The 21,873-nt window shown below is 34.1% G+C and carries 11 protein-coding genes and 1 pseudogene; 6 read left to right on the top strand and 6 right to left on the bottom strand.

The genetic code is table 11. From position 1 onward, the window contains the following. Positions 1-282: 282 nt before the first annotated feature. Together ILS93_RS22565 and map are read right to left on the bottom strand one after the other, a co-directional pair. Positions 283-9,699, bottom strand: a complete 9,417-nt coding sequence (locus ILS93_RS22565; RefSeq protein WP_222661297.1) for a SpaA isopeptide-forming pilin-related protein — start codon at positions 9,697-9,699, stop codon at positions 283-285. Positions 9,700-10,479: 780 nt separating this feature from the next. After that, the gene (map, locus tag ILS93_RS22560; protein ID WP_002096176.1) at positions 10,480-11,274 is read right to left on the bottom strand and encodes a type I methionyl aminopeptidase; all 795 of its coding nucleotides are present in this window, start codon (positions 11,272-11,274) and stop codon (positions 10,480-10,482) included. A gap of 157 nt (positions 11,275-11,431) precedes the next feature. Between map and ILS93_RS22555 the strand changes: the two genes are divergently transcribed. From ILS93_RS22555 to ILS93_RS22540, 4 genes are read left to right on the top strand one after another with little or no spacing between them, the layout of a single operon-like run. Further along, positions 11,432-12,334 (top strand): ABC transporter ATP-binding protein, encoded by a 903-nt coding sequence (locus ILS93_RS22555; protein WP_064476086.1) that lies wholly within the window; start codon positions 11,432-11,434, stop codon positions 12,332-12,334. Further along, entirely contained in the window at positions 12,331-13,065 is a 735-nt protein-coding gene (locus tag ILS93_RS22550; RefSeq protein WP_064476087.1) for an ABC transporter permease, read from the top strand. Before ILS93_RS22555 ends, ILS93_RS22550 begins: the two co-directional genes overlap by 4 nt. Further along, positions 13,066-14,190, top strand: a complete 1,125-nt coding sequence (locus ILS93_RS22545; protein ID WP_064476088.1) for a sensor histidine kinase — start codon at positions 13,066-13,068, stop codon at positions 14,188-14,190. Next, positions 14,187-14,789 carry a response regulator transcription factor gene (locus tag ILS93_RS22540; protein WP_088047732.1) on the top strand — a complete coding sequence of 201 codons (603 nt, stop codon included), beginning with the start codon at positions 14,187-14,189 and terminating at the stop codon, positions 14,787-14,789. Before ILS93_RS22545 ends, ILS93_RS22540 begins: the two co-directional genes overlap by 4 nt. 15 nt (positions 14,790-14,804) lie before the next feature. Here ILS93_RS22540 and ILS93_RS22535 read toward each other — a convergent pair. Continuing rightward, a pseudogene (locus ILS93_RS22535) lies at positions 14,805-15,368 on the bottom strand (M4 family metallopeptidase); the annotation flags it as partial. A gap of 167 nt (positions 15,369-15,535) precedes the next feature. Between ILS93_RS22535 and ILS93_RS22530 the strand changes: the two are divergent. After that, on the top strand, positions 15,536-16,393 hold the full coding sequence (locus ILS93_RS22530) for a helix-turn-helix domain-containing protein (RefSeq protein ID WP_064476090.1): 858 nt from the start codon (positions 15,536-15,538) through the stop codon (positions 16,391-16,393). An 89-nt stretch (positions 16,394-16,482) separates the two neighbouring features. Continuing rightward, entirely contained in the window at positions 16,483-16,629 is a 147-nt protein-coding gene (locus ILS93_RS22525) for a quorum-sensing peptide PapR (RefSeq protein WP_060487965.1), read from the top strand. 17 nt (positions 16,630-16,646) lie between these two features. Here ILS93_RS22525 and ILS93_RS22520 read toward each other — a convergent pair whose 3' ends face one another. From ILS93_RS22520 to cls, 3 genes are all read right to left on the bottom strand, one after another. Next, on the bottom strand, positions 16,647-19,325 hold the full coding sequence (locus ILS93_RS22520; RefSeq protein ID WP_064476091.1) for a DUF4084 domain-containing protein: 2,679 nt from the start codon (positions 19,323-19,325) through the stop codon (positions 16,647-16,649). Positions 19,326-19,450: 125 nt separating this feature from the next. Further along, positions 19,451-20,404, bottom strand: coding sequence for a UV DNA damage repair endonuclease UvsE (gene uvsE / locus ILS93_RS22515; RefSeq protein WP_064476092.1), 954 nt, complete (start codon positions 20,402-20,404; stop codon positions 19,451-19,453). Between the two features lie 33 nt (positions 20,405-20,437). Beyond that, entirely contained in the window at positions 20,438-21,631 is a 1,194-nt protein-coding gene (gene cls / locus ILS93_RS22510; RefSeq protein WP_064476093.1) for a cardiolipin synthase, read from the bottom strand. Positions 21,632-21,873 lie beyond the last annotated feature (242 nt).

The raw sequence follows: 21,873 nt of genomic DNA, 5'->3' as shown, positions 1-21,873 counted from the left end.
CATGAATCTAGTGTACCCAAACTTTAGATTATGTAGAGAAAAGAATCCTATAGGGTTTCTTTTCTCATGTTTGAATCATGTGATGATAAATATGTTTCCGCATTTCATACTTATTATCAGTGATATATGTAAGGCATCCATATGAAAATACGAGGCTGTTCAAAGGTTTTCCGTACTTTTGGGCAGCCTCACCCCGTTAAAAGGACGATACTCTATGTATCGTCCTTTTTTGCATAAAAAAACACCTAATCAAATGTTCATTTGATTAGGTGTGAAAAACTATTAATAATATTTTTTTCGTTTTGTAGCTAAAATACTTAACAAACCAGCTAGTAGAAGTAAGATGCCTACTGTTTGAGTGGGATCATTTTTGTGACCTGTATTTGGAAGTTCTTTACCCTTATTTCGGTCATCTTGCTGTTTGTTTATTTGTGTTTCAGGGTTTTCTTTTTCTAGTTCTTCAGAAGTTCCTTTACCATGTGTGTCAGGATTTCCTTTTTCTAGTTCTTCGGAAGTTTCTTTACCATGTGTGTCAGGATTTCCTTTTTCTAGTTCTTCAGAAGTTTCTTTACCTGTTTCCTCTTCTTTATTAGGAGGAGTAATCGGTTTATCATCTCCACCTGATGAAGAATCGATTTTTTTATTTGAAACTGTAATTTGTAGTGGTGTAGCTTGAGCTTTTTCAATTGTAAAGTTTATTGGTGATGCATTTAATTGATAGCCTGTAGGAGCCTTTGTTTCCACTAATTGATAATTACCAGGTTTCAAATCATTTACGATTAATTTACCATGCCCGTCTGTTTGTAGACCTTCTCGTACTACTTTTCCGTCGTGATCTAAAATATTGAAAATGGCACCTTCAAGTGTTCCATGGTGATCAATATCAATTTTAGTTAACTCCATTGAACCTGTTGTTAAACTATTTAAAGCTGTAACAGAAGTAACTTGAGATTGTCCTTTCGTAATTGTGAAAGGAATTGGCTTAGCACTTAAATCGTATCCAGTAGGGGCTTTCGTTTCAATAAACTGATAGTCCCCAGGACGTAAATCAGAAACAGAAATTTTTCCATCTTTATCAGTAGTTAAATTAGAACGAACGTCGTGCCCGTTCATATCGACGATTTTAAATACTGCATCTTTAAGGACCGAACCGTCAACGTCATCCACTTTAGAAAGTTCAACCGCGCCTTTCGTTAAGCTATTCGTAGCAGTAACGGAAGCGATTTTTTCTTGTCCTTTTTTAACTGTGAACTTAATAGGTGTTTCGTTTAAGTCATAGTGATTAGGAGCCTTTGTTTCGATAAACTCATAGTCTCCTGGTGGTAATTCATCCACAACTAAACGGCCGTTTTTATCAGTAGTTAAATCAGTACGGACGTCGTGTCCATCCTTATTAACAATTTTAAATACTGCACCTTCAAGTGTTGTGTTTTCTTCAATATCGTCAACTTTAATTAACTCCACACTACCTTTCGTTAAGCTGTTAGTAGCTGTAACGAAGACATGTTTTGTTTGACTTCTTTCAATTGTGAACTTAATTGGATCTTCATTTAATTCATAATGTTTTGGAGCTTTCGTTTCAATAAATTGATAGTCTCCAGGTTGTAAGTCTTTAGCGATGATTTTTCCGTCTTTATTGGTAACTAAATTCGTACGAATGTCGTTACCGTTCATATCAGTAATTTTAAATACCGCACCTTCCAGCGTTTCTTTCGCATCTAAAGAGTCAACTTTCGTTAATTCCACGCCACCCTTAGTTAAGCCATTTTTAGCAGTAACAGAAATATGAGTTGGCTGGCTTTTCTCGATAGTGAAAGGAATCGGCTTTTTATTTAAATCATAATCTTTTGGAGCTTTCGTTTCAACGAATTGATAATCTCCTGGACGTAAATTAAAAGCAGAAACTGTCCCGTCTTTATCAGTAGTTAAATCCGTGCGAACAACTTTACCTTTCGCATCAATGATGTTAAATACCGCATCAGAAAGTTTTGTGTCTGGATTTATATCATCAACTTTAATTAACTCTACCGCACCTTCAATTAAGCTGTTAGTGGCAGTGACTTGTAGCTTCTCTGCTTGGCTTTTCTTAATTGTAAATTTAAGCGGTGTACTGTCTAATTTATAATGTTCAGGAGCTTTCGTTTCAATAAACTGATAGTCCCCTGGACGTAAATCAGGAACAGAGATTTTTCCATGTACATCTGTTGTAAGCTCAGTGCGAATGTCATTACCATTCATATCAGTAATTTTAAATATCGCATCTTTAAGAGCGGTACCATCAACATCATCCACTTTAGAAAGCTCCACAGTGCCTTTCGTTAAGCTATTTGTAGCTGTAACAGAGATAGGCTCAGCTTGGCTCTTTGTGATTGTGAATGGAATTGGCTCTTTGTTTAAATCGTAGTGTTTCGGAGCCGTTGTCTCGATGAATTGATAATCACCCGGACGTAAGTCAGAAACGCTAATTTTACCTCTTGAATTTGTAGTAAGCTTCTCGCGAATTACAGTACCCTTCATATCAACAATGTTAAATACTGCGCCTTCAAGAGTAGTACCATCGACGTCGTCCACTTTAGTAAGGTCCACGCCGCCTTTTGTTAAACTATTTTTCATAGTAATAGTAGCAATATCTTTCTGGCTTTTTTCAACTGTAACTACAATTGGCTTTTTGTCTAAATCATAATGTTTAGGAGCCGTTGTTTCGACAAATTGATACGTACCAGGACGTAAGTTTTCAACAATGATTTTTCCTTCACTGTTCGTTTTTAAATCCGTTTTAAGTACTTTCCCGTTTTGATCTAGTAAATTAAACACAGCATCGGCAAGTTTTGTTTGATCGTTTAAATCATCAACTTTAATTAATTCGATACTACCTTGTTTTAAACTATTTTTAGCAGTTAAAGAAATAGTTTTTTTCTGTCCTTTTTCAATAGTGAAATTGATTGGTGTTTCATCTAAAACGTAATGCTTAGGAGCTTTCGTTTCGATGAATTGGTAATCACCAGGACGTAGGTCGTTAATTTCGATCTTCCCTTTACCATTTGTAACAAGGCCTTTATGAATTACAGTACCCTTCATATCAACAATGTTAAATACTGCGCCTTCAAGTTTGGTGTCATCGATGTCATCTACTTTAGAAAGTTCCACTGCACCTTTTGTTAGAGCGTTTTTAGCCGTAACGTGAAGAGTTTCAGTTTGGCTTTTCTTAATTGTAAATTCAATCGGTGTTTTATCTAAATCGTAATGTTCAGGAGCAATTGTTTCAACGAATTGATACGTACCAGGACGTAGATTTTCAACAACAATTTTACCTTCATCATTTGTTTTTAAGCCTTCTTCAACTAGCTCTCCGTCTGCATCTAATAAATTAAATACGGCGTTAGCAAGTTTTGTATTTATATCAATATCGTCAATCTTTGTTAGTTCAACGCTACCTTTTTTCAAAGCATTTTTACCTGTAACATTGATCTCTTTCGTTTGACTTCTTTCAATTGTAAATGGAATTTGTGTTTCTTCTAATACATAGTGCTCAGGAGCTTTTGTTTCAATGAACTGATAGTCTCCAGGGCGTAAATCAGAAACAGAAATTTTTCCATTTTTATCTGTAACAAGATTCGTATGAACTTCCTTACCGTCCATATCAACAATCTTAAAGATTGCACCTTCGAGCATCGTACGATCGATAGCATCGATTTTTGTTAATGTTACTGCACCTTTCTTTAAACTGTTAGTAGCAGTAACAGTAATATTCTCTTTTTGACTTTTTTCGATAGTGAACGGAATAGGCTCTTTGCTTAAGGTATAGTCATTTGGAGCTTTTACTTCAACAAATTGATAGTCTCCAGGACGTAAATCAGAAGCAGTAATTTTACCGTTTTTATCAGTCGTTAAACCTTTGCGAATTACCTTTTTAGTATCATGAGCGTCAACGATTATAAATTCTGCACCTTCAAGAGTAGTGCCATCAACATCATCAACTTTTGTTAAAGTGACGCCACCTGTAAGTAAACTGTTTTTTACAATAACAGGGATAGGAAGATCTTCCTTACTACCTTTTTTAATTGTGAACTTAATAGGTGTTTGATCTAATTTATAATGTTCAGGAGCTTTCACTTCAATAAATTGATAATCACCTGGTGCTAAATCAGGGATGACTAATACTCCGTGTGCATCTGTTGTTAAATCTTTCATAATTTCTTTGCCAGTTGCGTCTTGTAATGTGAATACAGCGCCAGCAAGAGCTTTCGCGCTCTCCACGTCATCTTCTTTAATTAATTTGACCTTTCCTTTCGTCAAACTATTTTTGAAAGTAATAGGGATGAGTTTTTGTTGACTCTTTTCAATCGTAAATTCGATTGGCTCTTCATTTACATCGTAATAAGTAGGAGCCTTCGTCTCGATTAGCTTATAATTACCCGGACGTAAGTCTTGTACTACTAATTTACCGTCTTTATCAGTAGTAAGTTCCGTACGAACATCCTCACCTTTGTCATTAACAATTTTAAATACTGCACCTTCAAGGGTTTCCTTAGCATTTACAGAATCAACTTTTGTTAATTCAATACCGCCTTTTATTAAGCTATTAGTAGCTGTAACGTTAATAGCAGTCGATTGGCTCTCCTTAATTGTAAATTCAATCGGTGTTTTATTTAAGGTATAATGCTCAGGAGCTTTCATTTCGATAAATTTATAGTTACCTGGACGTAAACCAGTAGCAATAATTTTACCTTCCTGATTCGTAACTAATTCTGTACGGACATCTTCATTTTTGTTATTAACAATTTTGAATACGGCACCTATAAGTGCAGTGCCATCAGTATCATCGAGTTTTGTTAGTTCAACATCGCCTGGTAATAGACCATTTTCAGCTGTAATAACAATCGGTGTTTTTTGACCTTTCTCAATTGTAAATTCAATTGGTGTTGATCGTAGTTCATAATGTTCAGGAGCTTTCGTTTCAATAAATTTGTATTTGCCTGGACGTAAGTCAGAAGCTTTAACAGTTCCGTTTGTATCGGTAGTTAATTCTGTACGAACGTCTTCGTTCTTATCATTCACGATTTTGAACATAGCTCCAGCAAGAAGATTCTTTTTATCAAATTCGTCGACTTTTAATAGCTCAACAGCACCTGTTGTTAAACTGTTTTTTGCAGTAATTGAGATAATGCTTGTTTGACTTTTCTCAATTGTAAACGGAATTGGTTCTTTATTTAAGTCATAGTATTTAGGTGGTGTTGTTTCAATAAATTGATAATCACCAGGATCTAAATCTTTAACGGTCAAAGTTCCATCTTTTTCTGTTTTTAAGTTTGTACGGACATCTTCATTTTTGTCGTTAACAATTTTGAATACCGCACCTTCAAGGGTAGTGCCATCAATATCATCCACTTTTGTTAACGTAACGCCACCTTTAATTAAAGCGTTTTTTGCTGTAATAGAAGCGGCTGTAGTTTGGCTTTTTTCTATTTCAAATAGAATAGGCGTTTTGTCTAATTCATAATGCTCAGGAGCTTTTGTTTCGACAAACTGGTATTTACCCGGACGTAAATCTTTTGCTTCTATTTGTCCATGTTCATTTGTTGTTAATTTCTCATATCCAGGAATATTTTTTCCGTTGCGATCCTGAACAGTAAACTCTGCCCCTGCTAAAGTTTTATTATAATTATCCACTTTTGTTAAAAGAGCAGATCCTTTAGTTAAAATATTTGTCGCAGTTCGGTTTACTACTGTTGTTTGATCTTCAGAGATAGTAAACGGAATAAGTTTACTATCTAATTGATAATGCTCAGGAGCCTTCGTTTCTTGTAAGTAGTAAGTTCCTGGTTTTAGTTTATCTATAATAATTTGTCCGTTATTATTTGTTGTTAATTCTTCATGTTCTGGAATTACTTTTTTGTCTTTATCTAGTAGTGTGAAAACGGCGCCTTGTAGTGTTGCGTTTTTGTTCAGGTCATCAGATTTTGTTAAAACTACTTCCCCGACAAACTTCTTATTTGCAAGTTTATATGTTGTAGTCTCTTGTGTACCAAGTTCAACAATTTTCCCTTGTTTTAAATCCCAGCTAATTACATAGCCTTCAGGAGCCTTTGTTTCTTTTAATAAATATTTATCGCGTTTTAAATTATTAAATTTAGCGATACCGTCTTTGTCTGTTGTAATTTTACGGATAACAGTTTTACCTGTACGATCGTATAAAGTAAATTCTGTCCCAGCTAATAGTACGTTCTTATTGTCGTTATCTACCTTTATAATTTCAAGGTTTCCACGACCTTTGGTAGCAGATCCTCCGCCTGAACCAGAAGACATTCTCACTTCAATCGTTTCAGTAGTTTCTGTGTTTTTAACTGTCAACTTATTGCCTGTGATTTTCGCTTTATTACTTACTTTCTCTTTATCGTCTGCATTAATAAGTGAGCGATATTCTAAAATATAAGCTCGATCAATTTTTTTCAAGAAGGCAATTTCGAAATGTTGCTTTCCAGTATTATTGTCTGTTGTTATTTTGAGTTTATAGTCTGTTCCTTCTTTTAATTCGTTTACTGTATCTTTTGTTAAATTTCCATATGGATCAACAGTTGTAGGATATAAGTGGAATGAATCTTCTACAATTACCTGATTTTCGGTTGGGTCATCTGTTACAACCGCATCTGCAATGGTTGATTGGCTTTCGTTAATTGCGATACTCCAATTAATATAGTTGTCGTCTTGCACAGCTTTTTTAGTAACGAAGCTGCCACCTTTATTTACTTGAGTGTCACCTGTAAGGGTGTTAACAATTTTAGAGCCATCTTTTAAATCTGCCTCGTTTTTGTAGGTGCCTTGGATAAGTTCACCATCAAGGCTTGTTTTAAAGATAATATAGTAAGGTGAATTAATTGATTGTTTGAAATGAACCTTTAGGGTGTTTTTATTTTTCTCTGTAGGTTCTTCAAGTTCATATTTCTCAGTTGGTACAGCATTACCAGGTTGTGCATTATCAGGATTTCCATTTAAAATCATATCGCGCACTTCAATGGATCCAGGAACTAACTTTTGTTTATCTTGTATTACGTCTATAACATAAGGATCTTTAATCTCAACATTATTATAGTTAAAGCCTATTATCCAAGTAATTTCCTTCGTTTGGGCGTTATAAGAACCGTATTTATAACCATTTGCCTTTGTGAAAGTATCAGGATCGAAATTAGCTTCAACTTTATTTGATTGTGGCTTAGAATCCGTATCTATCCAAGATAGGTTACCTGTATTTTTAAATGAAATTTTACCACTTTCTAGCTTTGTATAATCAAAGTCTGTCGTATATTTTACGACTAGTGTCTTTGTCATATTAGACTGATATGCACCTATAAGAGTAATTTTGAAGCCTTTATCTGTTGCATCTAAAACATAGTCAGTCCCAGCTTGAAGGGTATAATTTCCGTCTTTAATTTCTAGTTTTTTATCTTTTAATTGTAATCCACCATGATCAAAGGTGTCCGTAATGATCGCGTTGTTTAATGGATAGTTGTTATTATTTACTATAATTGTCCAAGTTGTTGTTTTGTCTTTATAATTTGTTTCAGCTTTATTATTAGATTTAATAATATTTTGCTGCTTGAAGCTAGCTTCATTTTCTTTACTTGAATCATTATCAGCTGTAACTTTATTTTTTACTTTTCCATCTTCTATAACTTTATTAGTTGGCTTGGTTTTATAGGTAATCACATAAGCACTATTAATATCATCATTAAACTGTAAATCGAATCCATTCTTCTTGTTACTTACAGTGTAATTATTAACAGCGTCTCCTGTTACAAGCGTTCCCTTTTCATTATATGAAGCGTTTTTCACAACAATAGAATTTGCATCTAGTTCGTGTGTATCGTCAAAAATATCTTTTAAAATCGCATCTGCTTTTTTGATTTCTCTTTGATCACCATTGTAAGTAATTGTCCACTCAATTGTTTGCGTTTTTGGATCATATTTACTTGTTTTATTTAAGTGTGTACCACGAGAAACCGTTACAGTAGAGCTTGCGTTTTGTTGCTTTTGATTATCACTCGTTATCGTAACGTTATTTCGGAAACTTTTAATATTTTCATCAGTAATTTTTGTGGCATATTCGATTTGATATGCTCTATTGATAGAATCTTTAAAAGCAATCTCCAATTTGGATCCATCTGATGAAATAATATTGTAATCTGTTGGCTCAGCTTCTGTACCACGCGTTACATTCCCATTAACATCAACTTCTAAATAATAAACTTTAATAGAATCTTTATTTAAGCTTGTACCTTGTGGGATGTTATCTTTAAAAACAGCATTTTTAAGGGTGTCTTTCGTTTTGTTCATCTCTACTTTCCAATTAATTTCATTTGTATTAATTGGTCTATCAGGTAACCCTTTTTTATTCGTAGCTGTTTGTACATTAGGCTTAAAGTCAACTGTAATAGAAACATCCTTATCTTTAATTGGGAAAGGAATTTCTTGTGTTGTTGTACCTTTAATTTCAGTTTTATTAAATTCTGTCTTTAATTGTAGGTTACCAGCAACATCTGGATGCTCTTCAACATAATCGTTGAATGTCATCGTGACTTTTCCGTCTTTTGTAACAGTAAAATTACCAATTTGATTGTTTTCACTATCATATAAAGGACTGTTAATTGTATTGTAAATCTTAAAATGTTTAGGAAGATCAAAGATATAGTAATCTCCGCTTTTCACATTCATTGATTTTAAAAGCTCCCATGTAAATTCAATATTGGCAGGGGAATCTGTACTTGGACGGTTATCCTCTGTAAATGGTTTTCCGTCTTTATCCGTCAACTTTACACCGGTTAAAATGTTTGTTGTTATTTGCTTTGGACCTGAATTTGTATTTTCAGCAGGGTCGCTTGCTAGCTTTCGTTCTGGATTGTCAGTAGCAATTTTAGCTGCTGTGTTTTGTTCTGGATTATCAGTAACAGGTTTAGTTGCTGTGTTTTGTTCCGGATTATCAGTAACAGGTTTAGTTGCTGTGTTTTGTTCCGGATTGTCAGTAACAGGTTTAGTTGCTGTGTTTTGTTCCGGATTATCAGTAACAGGCTTAGTTGCTGGATCTTGCTCCGGATTGTCAGTAACAGGTTTAGCTACTGGATCTTGCGTTTGTTTATTAGTATCCTGTTTGGTGCCATCTTCTTTAGAGTCTTCTACCTGAACAGGAACTGATATAGGCTGAACCATTGTTCCTAAAGGAAAAGCGATTTGAACTGATTTTTCTCCAGTTTTTAAAGTTGAGTTAAACACGGTATCAACTTTAATTTTTCCTTTAGCGTCTTTCAAATTTTCTACTTGATCATTAAATATTAATTTTAATTTATTATCTTTAGCTGTTATAAAATATTGACCAATATTTTTTTGATCTGTTACTAAATCCCCTTGCAAATCTTTAGATACTTTTAATGCAAGTGGTATTTGAACTACTGCTGTATCATTTGCATGTGCAACTTGTTGATCCTTTATTGACCAAGCGTATTCTAATTGAATGGTTGATCCTATCTTTATTAAGTTGGTAGGATTTTTTGCTTCGTCAATAATATGATTCGTTGCATCTTTCATTTCAACAGTGTCAAATAAGGAATCTCCTGTTAAGGTTTCCGCTTTTACTTGATTGTATGGAAAACTAGCAAGTTGCGAAAATAGTACGAATACAATTAAACATACATTGAAAAGTTTTTTCATTTTTCCTCCTCTGAACATTCATTTGTCCATTGGGGACTTATTCCACATGAACAAATGGAATATTAAAAGTATTTGTTATAAGCTATTTGTTTTTGCTATCCCTCCGTTTCTATACGCGTTCTCAGACAAACTGGATTATGTTCAAAGTAATATTATTTAACGTAAAACAAAATGTATATTTACACAGTTATTTGGAAATATACACAATTCGACAAAAAATGTCGAAAAAAAATACTGATATAAAGAATGATATCAGACCTTTATATGTGAGATAGTTTTCATGTATATCTAGTAAAAAAGAATGGTTATAAAGGTAAGTTTTACGATACATACTAACCAAGGTAGTGTATCCCCTTGTGAAGGCTTATTTTTGCCTTAAAGTTATGTGGAAATAAAAATCTAGATAGGGTTGTTTTTGGTCAGAATGAAGACAATATGTACTTTGAAAATAGTCATCTATTTTGTCTAAAGAGAGTTGTACGATTAGTGGACCGAAGTTGAAAGACGATAGTTTCTTACATTGTTAGAGGAATATAAGAATTACAGAATATTCGACTAATCCGTTACTGCGGTCATTTTTGATACTGTTTAAACAATAAAAAAGAAGGTGTTTTCCTCCTTAGCTACAATATCTTTTTAGTAAAGATAAGCTGAAGTAACCTTCGCTAAAGATTATATACTTAAATGTTAAAGAGTTCAACAGCAGTTTAACAAATATTTTCCAAAAATTAAAAATGACCGTTTTAGTAGAAAAATTCTAAAAAACGGTCATTTTTAATTTTATATTTCTGTTAAGATTATCGGCTCGCCGCGCGTTACGACAACTGTATGTTCACATTGTGCAACAAGGCTTTTATCAGGTGTAACGAATGTCCAACCATCATCGCCACGTTCGATAATGTGATCAGCTTTCATAGAAATGAATGGTTCTACAGCGATAACAAGACCGTCTTTTAGAAGCGCATTATCCATTGGGTCAAAGTAGCTTAAAATGTGGTTTGGTGCTTCGTGTAAGCTAAGACCAATACCGTGACCAGTTAAGTTTTGAATCACATTATATCCATTTTTATGTGCAAAGTTTGAAACAGCACGACCAATTTGGTTTTGTTTGGAACCAGCTTTCACCTTTTTCATTGCTGCCCAAAATGCATCAACCGCTGCTTGGCAAAGCTTTTCTTTTGCTTCATCTTCTCCAAGTACAAATGAAATACCTGTATCTGCATAATAGCCATCAAGTGCAGCAGATACGTCGACATTTACTAAATCGCCTTCTTTTAATACGCGATCTCCTGGAATACCGTGAGCAACTTCTTCGTTTACACTAATACAAGTTACACCTGGGAAATCATATTCTTTTTCAGGTGCAGAAATAGCACCATGCTCATCTAATACTTTTTTACCGATCAAATCAAGCTCTTTCGTTGTCATACCTGGCTTCGCTTCTTTTTTCATTTCTTCACGTGCAAGTGCAACGATGCGGCCGATTTTTCGTAAGCCTTCTAAATCTTGTTCATTACGAATAATCATGAAAACCACTGTCCTTCCTCGAATATATATCTTACCCGATTGTATCATGTTTATTTTCGTCCTGCTACTCGCTTGCGGTATGTAGGTTGATTCCTCTCATAAGGAATACATGACAATTGTCATATCGATGTCATGACGCATCATACTGTTTCCTAAGTTTTCCAAAACATATAATGTAAATATAAGAAACAGCGGGGGTGGAGAGATGGAAAAGATTATAGAAGTAAATGGTGTTTCTAAAACATTTAAATATAAAAAGGCAGTAAATAACGTCTCATTTTATGTGAATAAAGGAGAAATTGTAGCACTACTTGGACCGAATGGTGCAGGGAAAACGACGACGATGTCGATGATGCTTGGATTAAAGGATCCGACGGAAGGAACTGTTTCTATATTTGGAAAGAGTCCCAAGCATAGAGATGTTCGTAATAGCCTCGGTGCGATGCTACAAGAAGTAAGTGTGATTGATAGTATTACAGTAGAAGAGGCAATTGAGTTATTCCGTAGCTATTATACGAATCCGGTAGCGAAAGAAACGTTGCTACAGTTATCAAATTTAAAATCGGAGCGAAAGCAAAGATGTGAGAAATTATCAGGTGGGCAAAAAAGAAGGTTAAACTTTGCACTTGCACTTGCAGGAAATCCTGATTTGTTATTTTTAGATGAGCCGACAGTTGGAATGGATATTACGTCTCGAAGAACGTTTTGGGAAACAATTCGAAAGTTAGCAAGTGAAGGAAAAACAATTATCTTAACAACGCACTATTTAGAAGAAGCGGATGCATTGGCGAATCGCATTTTATTATTTGCGAATGGAAAGATTATCGCAGATGGTACACCAGATGAGATGAAGGCGACGATTTCGCGAAAAACAATCAAGTTTTATTCCAAGGAAAGTATTCCTGCAAAATTACTAAAAGAATTACCAAACGTAACAGAAGTACAGTCAAACGCAGGGCACTTCACTTTAATAACTGAAGATACAGATGCAACTTTAAAAGCGATTTATCAAAAGAACTTACCTGTAACAGATGTTTCAGTTGAACGTGGAAGTCTTGATGAAGCATTTGAACAGTTTGTCGCAAATCAGGAGGAGGGAATCGCATGAGAGCTTTATGGATGCAATGCAAAATAGAAATTTTACGTACGTTTCGTAATAAATTGTTTATCTTTTTCTCATTACTAATGCCAGTTATGTTTTACTACATTTTCACAAATGTTATCCAAGTGCCACAAAACGGAGATGCTTGGAAAGCGCATTATTTAATCTCAATGGCGACATTTAGTATTGTAGGGACGGCACTTTTTAGTTTCGGTGTAAGGATTTCTCAGGAAAAGGGGCAAGGGTGGACACATTTGTTAAAAATTACACCACTTCCAGAGGGGGCATATATAACAGCCAAAATCATCGCTCAAACTGTAGTGAATGCTTTTTCAATCTTAGTTATCTTTATCGCAGGAATATTAATTAATCATGTCGAGTTAACAGTAGGGCAATGGGTTGGCGCTGGATTATGGTTGTTGTTAGGTGTAACACCATTTTTAGCGTTAGGAACAGTAATAGGTTCTATTAAAAAGGCAGATGCAGCAGCGGGTTTAGCGAATATTTTAAATATGAGTCTAGCTGTGATTGGCGGGCTATGGATGCCAATTGAAGTATTCCCAAAAATATTAAGAACGATTGGTGAATGGACACCAACATATCACTTCGGGAGCGGTGCATGGGATATTGTAGCTGGGAAATCAGTTGGTTGGGAAAATATCGCGGTATTAGGAGGTTATTTCCTTATATTTGTTGTAGTATCAATATATATAAGAAAAAGACAGGAAGCGGTATAAATGATAGAGAAGAAGAGGATTGAGATTTTTCCGAAACATATGGGTTTCTTCCCGTATATGTGGCTTGTGTATCTAGCATTCCCAATTTATGCACTTGTACAAGAGGAAGGTTCGAGGTTAATGTTTGGGGCTGGTATGCTAATACTGTTTATACTAGCATATCGGCAGTTGTATTTTGTTACAAAAATGTTTGCAATGTGGGCTTGTATGCAAATGATTATTGCTTTAGTATTTAGTTTTTTCTATAGCCCGTATCTTATTTTTTTATGCTTTTTTACATCAAACGCCATAGCGTTCGCACCGACGAAAAAAATATTTCGTATATTATTGGGCCTATTAGTTGTAACGCTTATAACATTTGTATATGGTGCGGGTTTTTCATTTACAAGCTTTATAAATACTGTCCCGATGCTTATTTTGATGCTTGTTGCGCCTTTTGGTATGCGTAATTTTAATCAAAAAAAGATATTAAGAAATCAATTAAACGAAGCAAACGAGCAAATTAAAGACTTAGTAAAACGTGAAGAACGGCAGCGGATTGCAAGAGATCTTCATGATACGTTAGGGCATACGTTATCACTCATTACTTTAAAAAGTCAGCTCGTGGAAAAGTTAATTGTAAAAAATCCGGAGCGTGCAAGTGTGGAAGCAAAGGAAATTACACAAACATCTCGTACCGCTTTAAAGCAATTAAGGGAATTAATTTCTGATATGCGTATGATTACAGTGGAAGAAGAGCTTGAGCAAATAAAAGCGATCTTACAAGCTGCTACTATTGAATTAGCAATAAAACAAGAAACGAATGCAAGTTCGTTATCACCCATTGAACAAAATATTTTAGGAATGTGTTTACGTGAGGCTGTGACAAATGTTGTAAAGCATAGTCAGGCGACGCGTTGTACAGTTTCTGTACTAGAATCACAAGGTGAATTAATTTTGACAGTAGAAGATAATGGAATTGGTTTAGCGGATCAAAACCATGATGGAAATGGCATTCGTGGTATGAAAGAGCGCATCGCTCTTATTGATGGGTTTGTTGAACTGGGCACAATCAATCCAGGGACACTATTAATAGTAAAAGTACCAGTTGTCATTAGAACAGGAAAAGATGAGGTGAGGGCATGATTCGAATTATTATTGCAGAAGATCAGCGGATGCTTCGTGGTGCATTAGGGGCCCTACTTGATCTAGAAGATGATATTGAAGTAATTGGGCAAGCTGCCAATGGGGAAGAAGCGTTAAAACTAATTGAATCGCTACAACCTGATGTAAGCATTATGGATATTGAAATGCCAATTCAAACCGGATTAGATGTTGCGGAAACGTTACAGAAAGAAAAATCAGCATGCAAAGTAATGATTTTAACAACATTTGCACGCCCTGGATATTTTGAACGAGCAATGAAAGCTGACGTGCACGGATATTTATTAAAAGATAGCCCAAGTGAAGATTTAGCTGCAGCGATTCGTAATGTAATGAAAGGAAAGCGAGAGATTTCTCAAGATTTAATGTTCGGCTTATGGCAGGAGCAAAATCCGTTATCAGATCGTGAAAAAGAAGTATTGCTACTTGCGAAAGAAGGAAAGACGGCAAATGAAATTGCGAAGGCGCTCTATCTTTCGCCTGGTACAGTACGTAATTATATTTCTGAAGTATTAACGAAGCTTGATGCGAAAAATAGAATTGAGGCAATTACAATTGCGGAAGAAAAGGGATGGATATGAAAAGAAGTTTACCTATGAGTGGTAAACTTCTTTTTTCTTATAAACAAGTATTTCAATAGAGAGTTTCGTCGCAGTCGCATCGCTCAGAATTTGAAGTATATCGCGTAATTTAGATTTTACTTCATTTTTCGACAAAAAATTTGTTATAGTAAGATTAGGTTGTTGGTCTAAATTTTGGACAACTTTACCACTAACAGTTGTAATTACTCCATTTTTATCTACTTTTACAATAAAATCTTGGCAATATACTTTGTAATTTTTGTAAGTTTGTGCAAGGTGAACTTCGGTTTGATTTTCTTTTGTTTCTTTATTTGTAGGTTGGGAATCTACATTTTTTTCAGTAGTGACTTATTCTTGTTGAGCTTTAGCCCCGTTTACCTCACCCTTTAAATATTTTTTCGCAATATTCTCTTTCGTATCATTTTGAGGTTCTGTTAATTTTCCAATTGTTAAACCAGGCTGAGCAATTTCAACTTTTACTTCACTTTTATCTAATTCTTGGGCATGAATAGCTTCTGTTGATAAAGGACAAAGGAGACCGAACGTAATGAATGCACTGGCAAGTTTTCTATAATTCATCTATAAAACTCCTAATCTATTATTGTATGTGAGATGAATTGTATGAAGAATTTGCCGAATTTTATATATTATGCATTATTTCATATCAAAAATTGTCGAATGCACATTATTGTAGTGGTATGACAACTTAAAAAAATTAGATTGTTATAATGGGATGGTGAGTAAGTATGCACGCAGAAAAATTAGGAAGCGAAATAAAGAAAATTAGGGTAATGAGAGGGTTAACACAGAAACAACTCTCTGATAATGTTTGTCATCAATCGGAAGTGAGCCGAATTGAATCGGGCGCGGTATACCCAAGTATGGATATCTTGCAAGGTATCGCAGCAAAATTACAAGTTCCCATTATTCATTTTTATGAGGTACTCATTTATTCTGATATTGAGAGGAATAAGCAGTTAAAAGATCAAATTATTATGCTTTGTAAGCAAAAGAAATATAAAGAAATTTATAATAGAGTATGCAATGAGTTGAAAAAGGAAGAATATCATCCTGAGCTTCAGCAATTTCTCCAATGGCAATATTATGTAGCTGCTTACATATTGAAAAAAATCGATTACGAATATTGTATTTTAGAATTAAAGAAATTGCTCAATCAACAATTGACAGGAATAGATGTATATCAGAATCTTTATATTGAAAACGCAATTGCAAACATTTATGCTGAAAATGGCTATTTGAAGAAGGGTATTGATTTATTTGAAAATATATTAAAACAATTAGAGGCATTGCATGATAATAAAGAATTTGATGTGAAGGTGAGACATAATCATGCAAAAGCATTATACTCAGATAATCAATACGAAGAAGCGCTTTGTCACGCAAATAAAGCTATTGAACTATCGTGTCAAATTAATAGTATGACATTAATTGGACAGTTATACTTTCGAAAAGGTGAATGCCTAGCAAAGCTAGGGTGTGATAGAGCAGAAATTGAAGATGCTTACGAAAAAGCGTGCTTCTTTTTTGATATATTAGGAAACCATGCATTAAAAGAATCAATTATAAAAAAAATGAAGAAATAAAAAATACCTAAAAAACAAATATGCATAATTGCATAAGATATGGATAAATTTTCATGATATATTTAAATAAAAAATGCGGGTGATGGAATATGAAGAAACTGCTTATTGGTAGTCTATTAACGTTAGCGATGGCATGGGGTATTTCACTAGGAGATACAGCTTTAGAAAAAAGTCAAATAATTTCTCATAATAATCAAGAGATACAATTAGCTGGAGAGATACCTTATGAATATTAAAAAAACAACCGTCTTACTTAGACGGTTGTTTTTTTGTGGAGTAACATCCAAACATCTTTACTAGAAACAGGCTTGCTAATAAAGAAGCCTTGAATGTTGTCACAGCTTTGTTCATATAAAAACTTCCATTGTTCTTCGGTTTCTACACCTTCCGCAATAACTTCTAAATTTAGTTCTTTAGATAGTGTAATGATGGAGGAGATAATCGCTTCCTCTAAAGGACTATTTGCAATTCCACAAATAAACTCTCGAGCAATTTTTAATGTGTTGATTGGATATTTTGTTAAATAAGCTAAAGAACTATAACCAGTTCCGAAGTCATCAATTGAAATTTGAATACCGAGATTTTGAAGTTGTTCTAGTTTTGCAACGACGGATTGATTTTGATTAATTGCGATACTTTCCGTAATTTCAATATCTAAAGCTTCTGGTTTTAGCTCTGTTTCTTCTAATACTTTTGAAATGGTTGGGATTAAATCTGCATGGTTAAATTGAACAACAGATAAATTCACACCAACTTTCAAGTGAGAAAACCCTTGATTATGCCATCTTTTTGCCTCTAAGCAAGCGGTACGTAAAATCCAATTTCCAAGTTCAATAATAAATCCTGTTTCCTCCGCTAGAGGAATGAATTGAGCAGGAGATACGATGCCGAGTTTTGGATGCTTCCAACGAATTAATGCTTCAAAACCGATAATTTGTTTTGTTTTTGTGCTTACTTGTGGCTGGTATTCAAGGAAAAATTCATTTTGTTGTAATGCTTTTGAAAGTTCTCCTTCTAAGAAGTTACTCTCATTTTGAGCAATACTCATTTCTTTTGAGAAGAAAACGAATCTGTTTTTTCCGTTTGCTTTCGCGCGATACATAGCCATATCAGCATTCTTCATTAATTCTGTTACATCTGTTCCGTAATCAGGGTACATTGCAATTCCGATACTCGGTGTAATGGACAGTTCTTCATCTTTAATGAAGAATGGTTTGTTTAAAATGGTTAAAATCTGTTCAGCTATAAATATTGCACTCTTTTCTGAGTACATATCTGGTAATAGAATTGTAAACTCATCTCCGCCTTGGCGAGCAACGACATCCTTTGAACGCAAGCAACTGCGTAACCTTTTTGCTACTTCAATTAATAATAAATCTCCGACGTCGTGACCAAGTCTATCGTTAATTTTTTTAAATCGATCTAAATCAAGGAACATGACGGCAACATCATTTGCACTAGTTTGAGCTGTATTTAAAATGTCTTTTAAATCTTTTTCAAACTTTCGGCGATTTGGTAATCCAGTAAGTGCATCATGAAAGGCTAAATGTTCCACTTGTTTTTGTTTTTCATATAAGGTTGTAATATCACGTGCTATGCCGAACATCCCAACAACTTCTTTGTTTATGAAAATAGGGATGAGTGTAATGTGAAGATAATAGTAATAGCCTTCTTTTTCTTTTGTGCGAACTTCTAAAGTTTGTGGTCTACCTTCTTTTGTTATTTGTAGAGCTTTCTGTAGTAAATCATGGTCTTTTTGATCAATAAAGTGTAAAAGGGAATAGCTTTCTACTTCACAATAGTAGGCAGTAAATAAGCTTTCACAAGCTGTATTAGATTGTTGGAAAATACCATTCATATTTAAAGAGAAAACAGCATCGGGATGATCTTCAAATAAAGATTTATAGCGTTGTTCACTTTTGGATAATGCAAATGCACCTTCTTCAACTTCATCTTCTAGTTGTGTAGTCAGCTGTTCATATGTATCGATTAATACTTTATTATCTTTCCACATGTAAAGTTGTCGTAGGAATAATAAGATTAGTGATAATACTAGACCGATGAACATGAACTTATCATCCCAAGGTTGAAAGAGAATAAAAGAAAAAGTAATGATTATACTAAAATAAGGTAATATAAAGCGCACATAATCAAATCGATAATATTTTGTTTTCGTTTCATGCTGTATTGGTTTATCTAAAATATATAGTATGGACGACAAACCAATTAATAAAATTGAAGCGGTATGTATTAAATAAGAGACTTCAGCAGAAGTTTGCATTCCTATGTTTAACTGGAACAGCTGTATATATCCGTAAACGAGAATGATAGTAAAACCAATAATTAATGAGATTCTACTAGAAGAATATTGTTCTCTTCTATATAGGCTAATAACGGCGTAAATTACTAATGATTGTGCGATAAAGTATCCGATTAAAACCCACGTACCCTTTGTTAGCATACTGAAGCTTGAAAGGTCCAAAATAAAAGTTAAGGTGAAATAAATATTCATAATAACGATAAAGATGCTATCGAATGAAAATTGGGCAAGGCCTCTAATAGAGTAATGTTTTATGAACTTTATAGCAAAGCCAGAAAAGAGTAAAATATATTGTATGATGAAAAAAGGTAGTGCCTCATATGAGAATATGACTTGATTACATATAGAAAGTGAATGAAGAAATAAAGTTATCTCCATAGCCAATCCACATAGGCAAGTGCATAATAATAACACCCAAAATAATTTATCACCGCGTTTCATCTTCTTAATTGCTTTATATGAGCAATAACAAGAAAAGATTGCAGCAAAACAAAATAAGAAAAGGATTCCAATTTCTTTTATATTCCACTCATTTGGAATAAAGAATATCCAAAGAGAAAATATACAAATATAAATTATGACAAATTGCACATATTTTTTTTGATTAATCATATTATGACTCCGTTTCAATAAAGTTGAATCTCAGGGGGAAAATGCTAATTTAAATAATAGCATATAAAATAGGAACATTTTTACTATAAGAATTACTTTTTTAAAAAAAAGCACAACATTACAATTTACCATTGTAGCGTTGCGCTTTTTATTCTTTTTATCCCTCTTATAGAGGATAATTCATGTATGAATTGCAGCATTGCTAAATCTTTTTGTTTACTTTCAATCATAATATCGAAATTATGGTTGATTTTTTTTGCAATGTGTAAGAAAGGCTTAATAAACTCTAAATCAATATATTCAGAGTGAGCCCTAAATTCTTTTTTTGATTTAGGGGAGGAAATGTGAACTTTAGGAGGGACATTTGTATGTGACCAAGTTTCAAAAATTGCAGGGAGTAATACTTCTAGCGGTTCTTCGCAAAGGTTTGCCATGTGATGATGATAATCAAATACGAATGGAATCTTTTCTTTTTGGCAAATCGATAAAGTTTCAGCAGTTGTATATGTTTTATCATCATTTTCAAGCGTCATTTGCTCTTTTATATGTGCAGGAAGTTTTTTTATGTTTTCATGGAAACGTCCAACCGCTTGTTCTTTATTTCCATAGGCACCACCTACATGGATGTTAATATAAGAAGAATCTGCAATTCCTATTGCATCTAATACTTTATAATGATAGGCCATATCTGTAATAGCGTTAGTTGTAATATGTGGCTTGTCGCTTGTAAATAGCGTAAATTGATTTGGATGAAAGCTTACTCGTAAATTGTGTTCTTTAATTAATGCCCCGATTTTACGCCAAAGCGGTGTAAATGCCCCGATATAATCAAACTCGACTTCGGGATGTGTTGCAAGTGGGACGATGGAAGAGGATAAACGATATAACGGAATTTCATGCGCTATATTGTAATGAAGAATACGTATTGTATGCTCAAGGTTTTGCCTCGTAACATCGTACAATTTATCTTCTCGTTCTTGTTTACTGAGCTTTTGAAAGCTTGTAAATGTCATCGTTTTGGCAGGAGAGCAGTCCCAGAGTGCCATTGCATGTGAAACATATCCGAATCGCATAATCATATGTGATACACCTCTTTTTACTCATTATCTTTCCTATAAGAAGAAAGAAAGTATCGTTCCTAGCCATTCTTTCCCTCTATCAATAAGAGAAAGGGGGCTAACATCTTTAAAGGAAAGTAAGGACGCGTTTTCTAAATCTTTATGGAATCTGTTTTTTACTGTTTGTATAAAATGTTTATCATATAAAAGGCAGTTGATTTCATGATTAATATATAAACTTCTCATATCAAAGTTTGCAGTTCCGATATCACAAATATAATCGTCCGCTATAATAACTTTAGCGTGAAAAAACCCTCGTTGAAATGCGTAAATATTACATCCGGCTTGTATTAACTTTCGGCAATATGGAAATTTTGCTTCTCGAACAAGGGTGTGATCCGCTTTTTCTGGAACGAGAACCGTGATTTGGACCCCACGTTTTCGCGCTTTTAATAATGCATTCATAATTTTCTTCCCAGGAATGAAATATGGTGTACCGATAAAGAGTTCTTTTTCCGCACTTTCGATTAAATGTAAAAATGTATTTTGCAAATAGGCACCATCAGTAGGGATAAAACGATGTAGAATGATTCCTGGTTGTTGCTTAGGAAAATAAAGAGGTGAATCTAATAAATTTTGGTTCGTATCGTCGAGCCAATCATGTAAAAATTGCTTTTGTAAATCTTGTATTCCTTCTCCTGTAAGGCGTAAATGATAATCGCGCCATAATCCTAATTTTTGATTATGCCCTAAATATTCTTCTCCAATATTAAACCCACCAATATAACCAATTTTCCCGTCAATAACTGTAATTTTTCTATGGTTTCTTTGATTTGCAGAAAAGAACGGAAAAGGAAATTTCACTTTATGACAAAATGAAAAAGAGACGCCGTGTTTTTGTAGGGAACGAATTGCCTCGTTTGATAAATAATGGCTTCCCAATCGATCGAGTAAAAGTCTTACTTCAATTCCTTCCTGTGCCTTATCGATAAGTAACTTTAAAAATTCACGACTGATTTTATCGTTTTTTACAATGAAGAACAAAACGTGTACATGGTGCCTTGCTTGTTGTATATCAGTAAATAAAGCATCATATAAATCTTGCCCGTATGTATAAAGGTGAAAATTACTTTGACGTAAAGGGAAAGTACGAGAGCGCACACGCTTTAAGTGAAGAATCCTCCCATATAAAAGGTCAATTGTGATCCAAAGAGTAACGCATATTAACAAGAGAGATAAGAAGAACATAAGTGGATTCCCTCCTTTGCATTCTTTTCACCTTCATTTTGCTGGTTGCCTGGAAAAGCCCGATTGGTGAAGCTAATAATCAGTAGGGAATAAATAGCTCTCTACTGATTAAAATTTCACTTTATCCGATATTAATGGGAGGTAAGCCACCTACTTAAAAATTAGGCTTACTTAAAGGAATCAGGCGGGAGGAAACAATCCCCTACTGATTAAAGTTTCACTTTATAGTTTCACCGAAATAA

Source organism: Bacillus sp. 16GRE42 (assembly GCF_019837435.1).
Classification (GTDB): Bacteria; Bacillota; Bacilli; order Bacillales; family Bacillaceae_G; genus Bacillus_A; species Bacillus_A wiedmannii.
The sequence above is the reverse complement of the archived record's forward strand: the minus strand, read 5'-3'. Positions and strand labels throughout refer to the sequence as shown.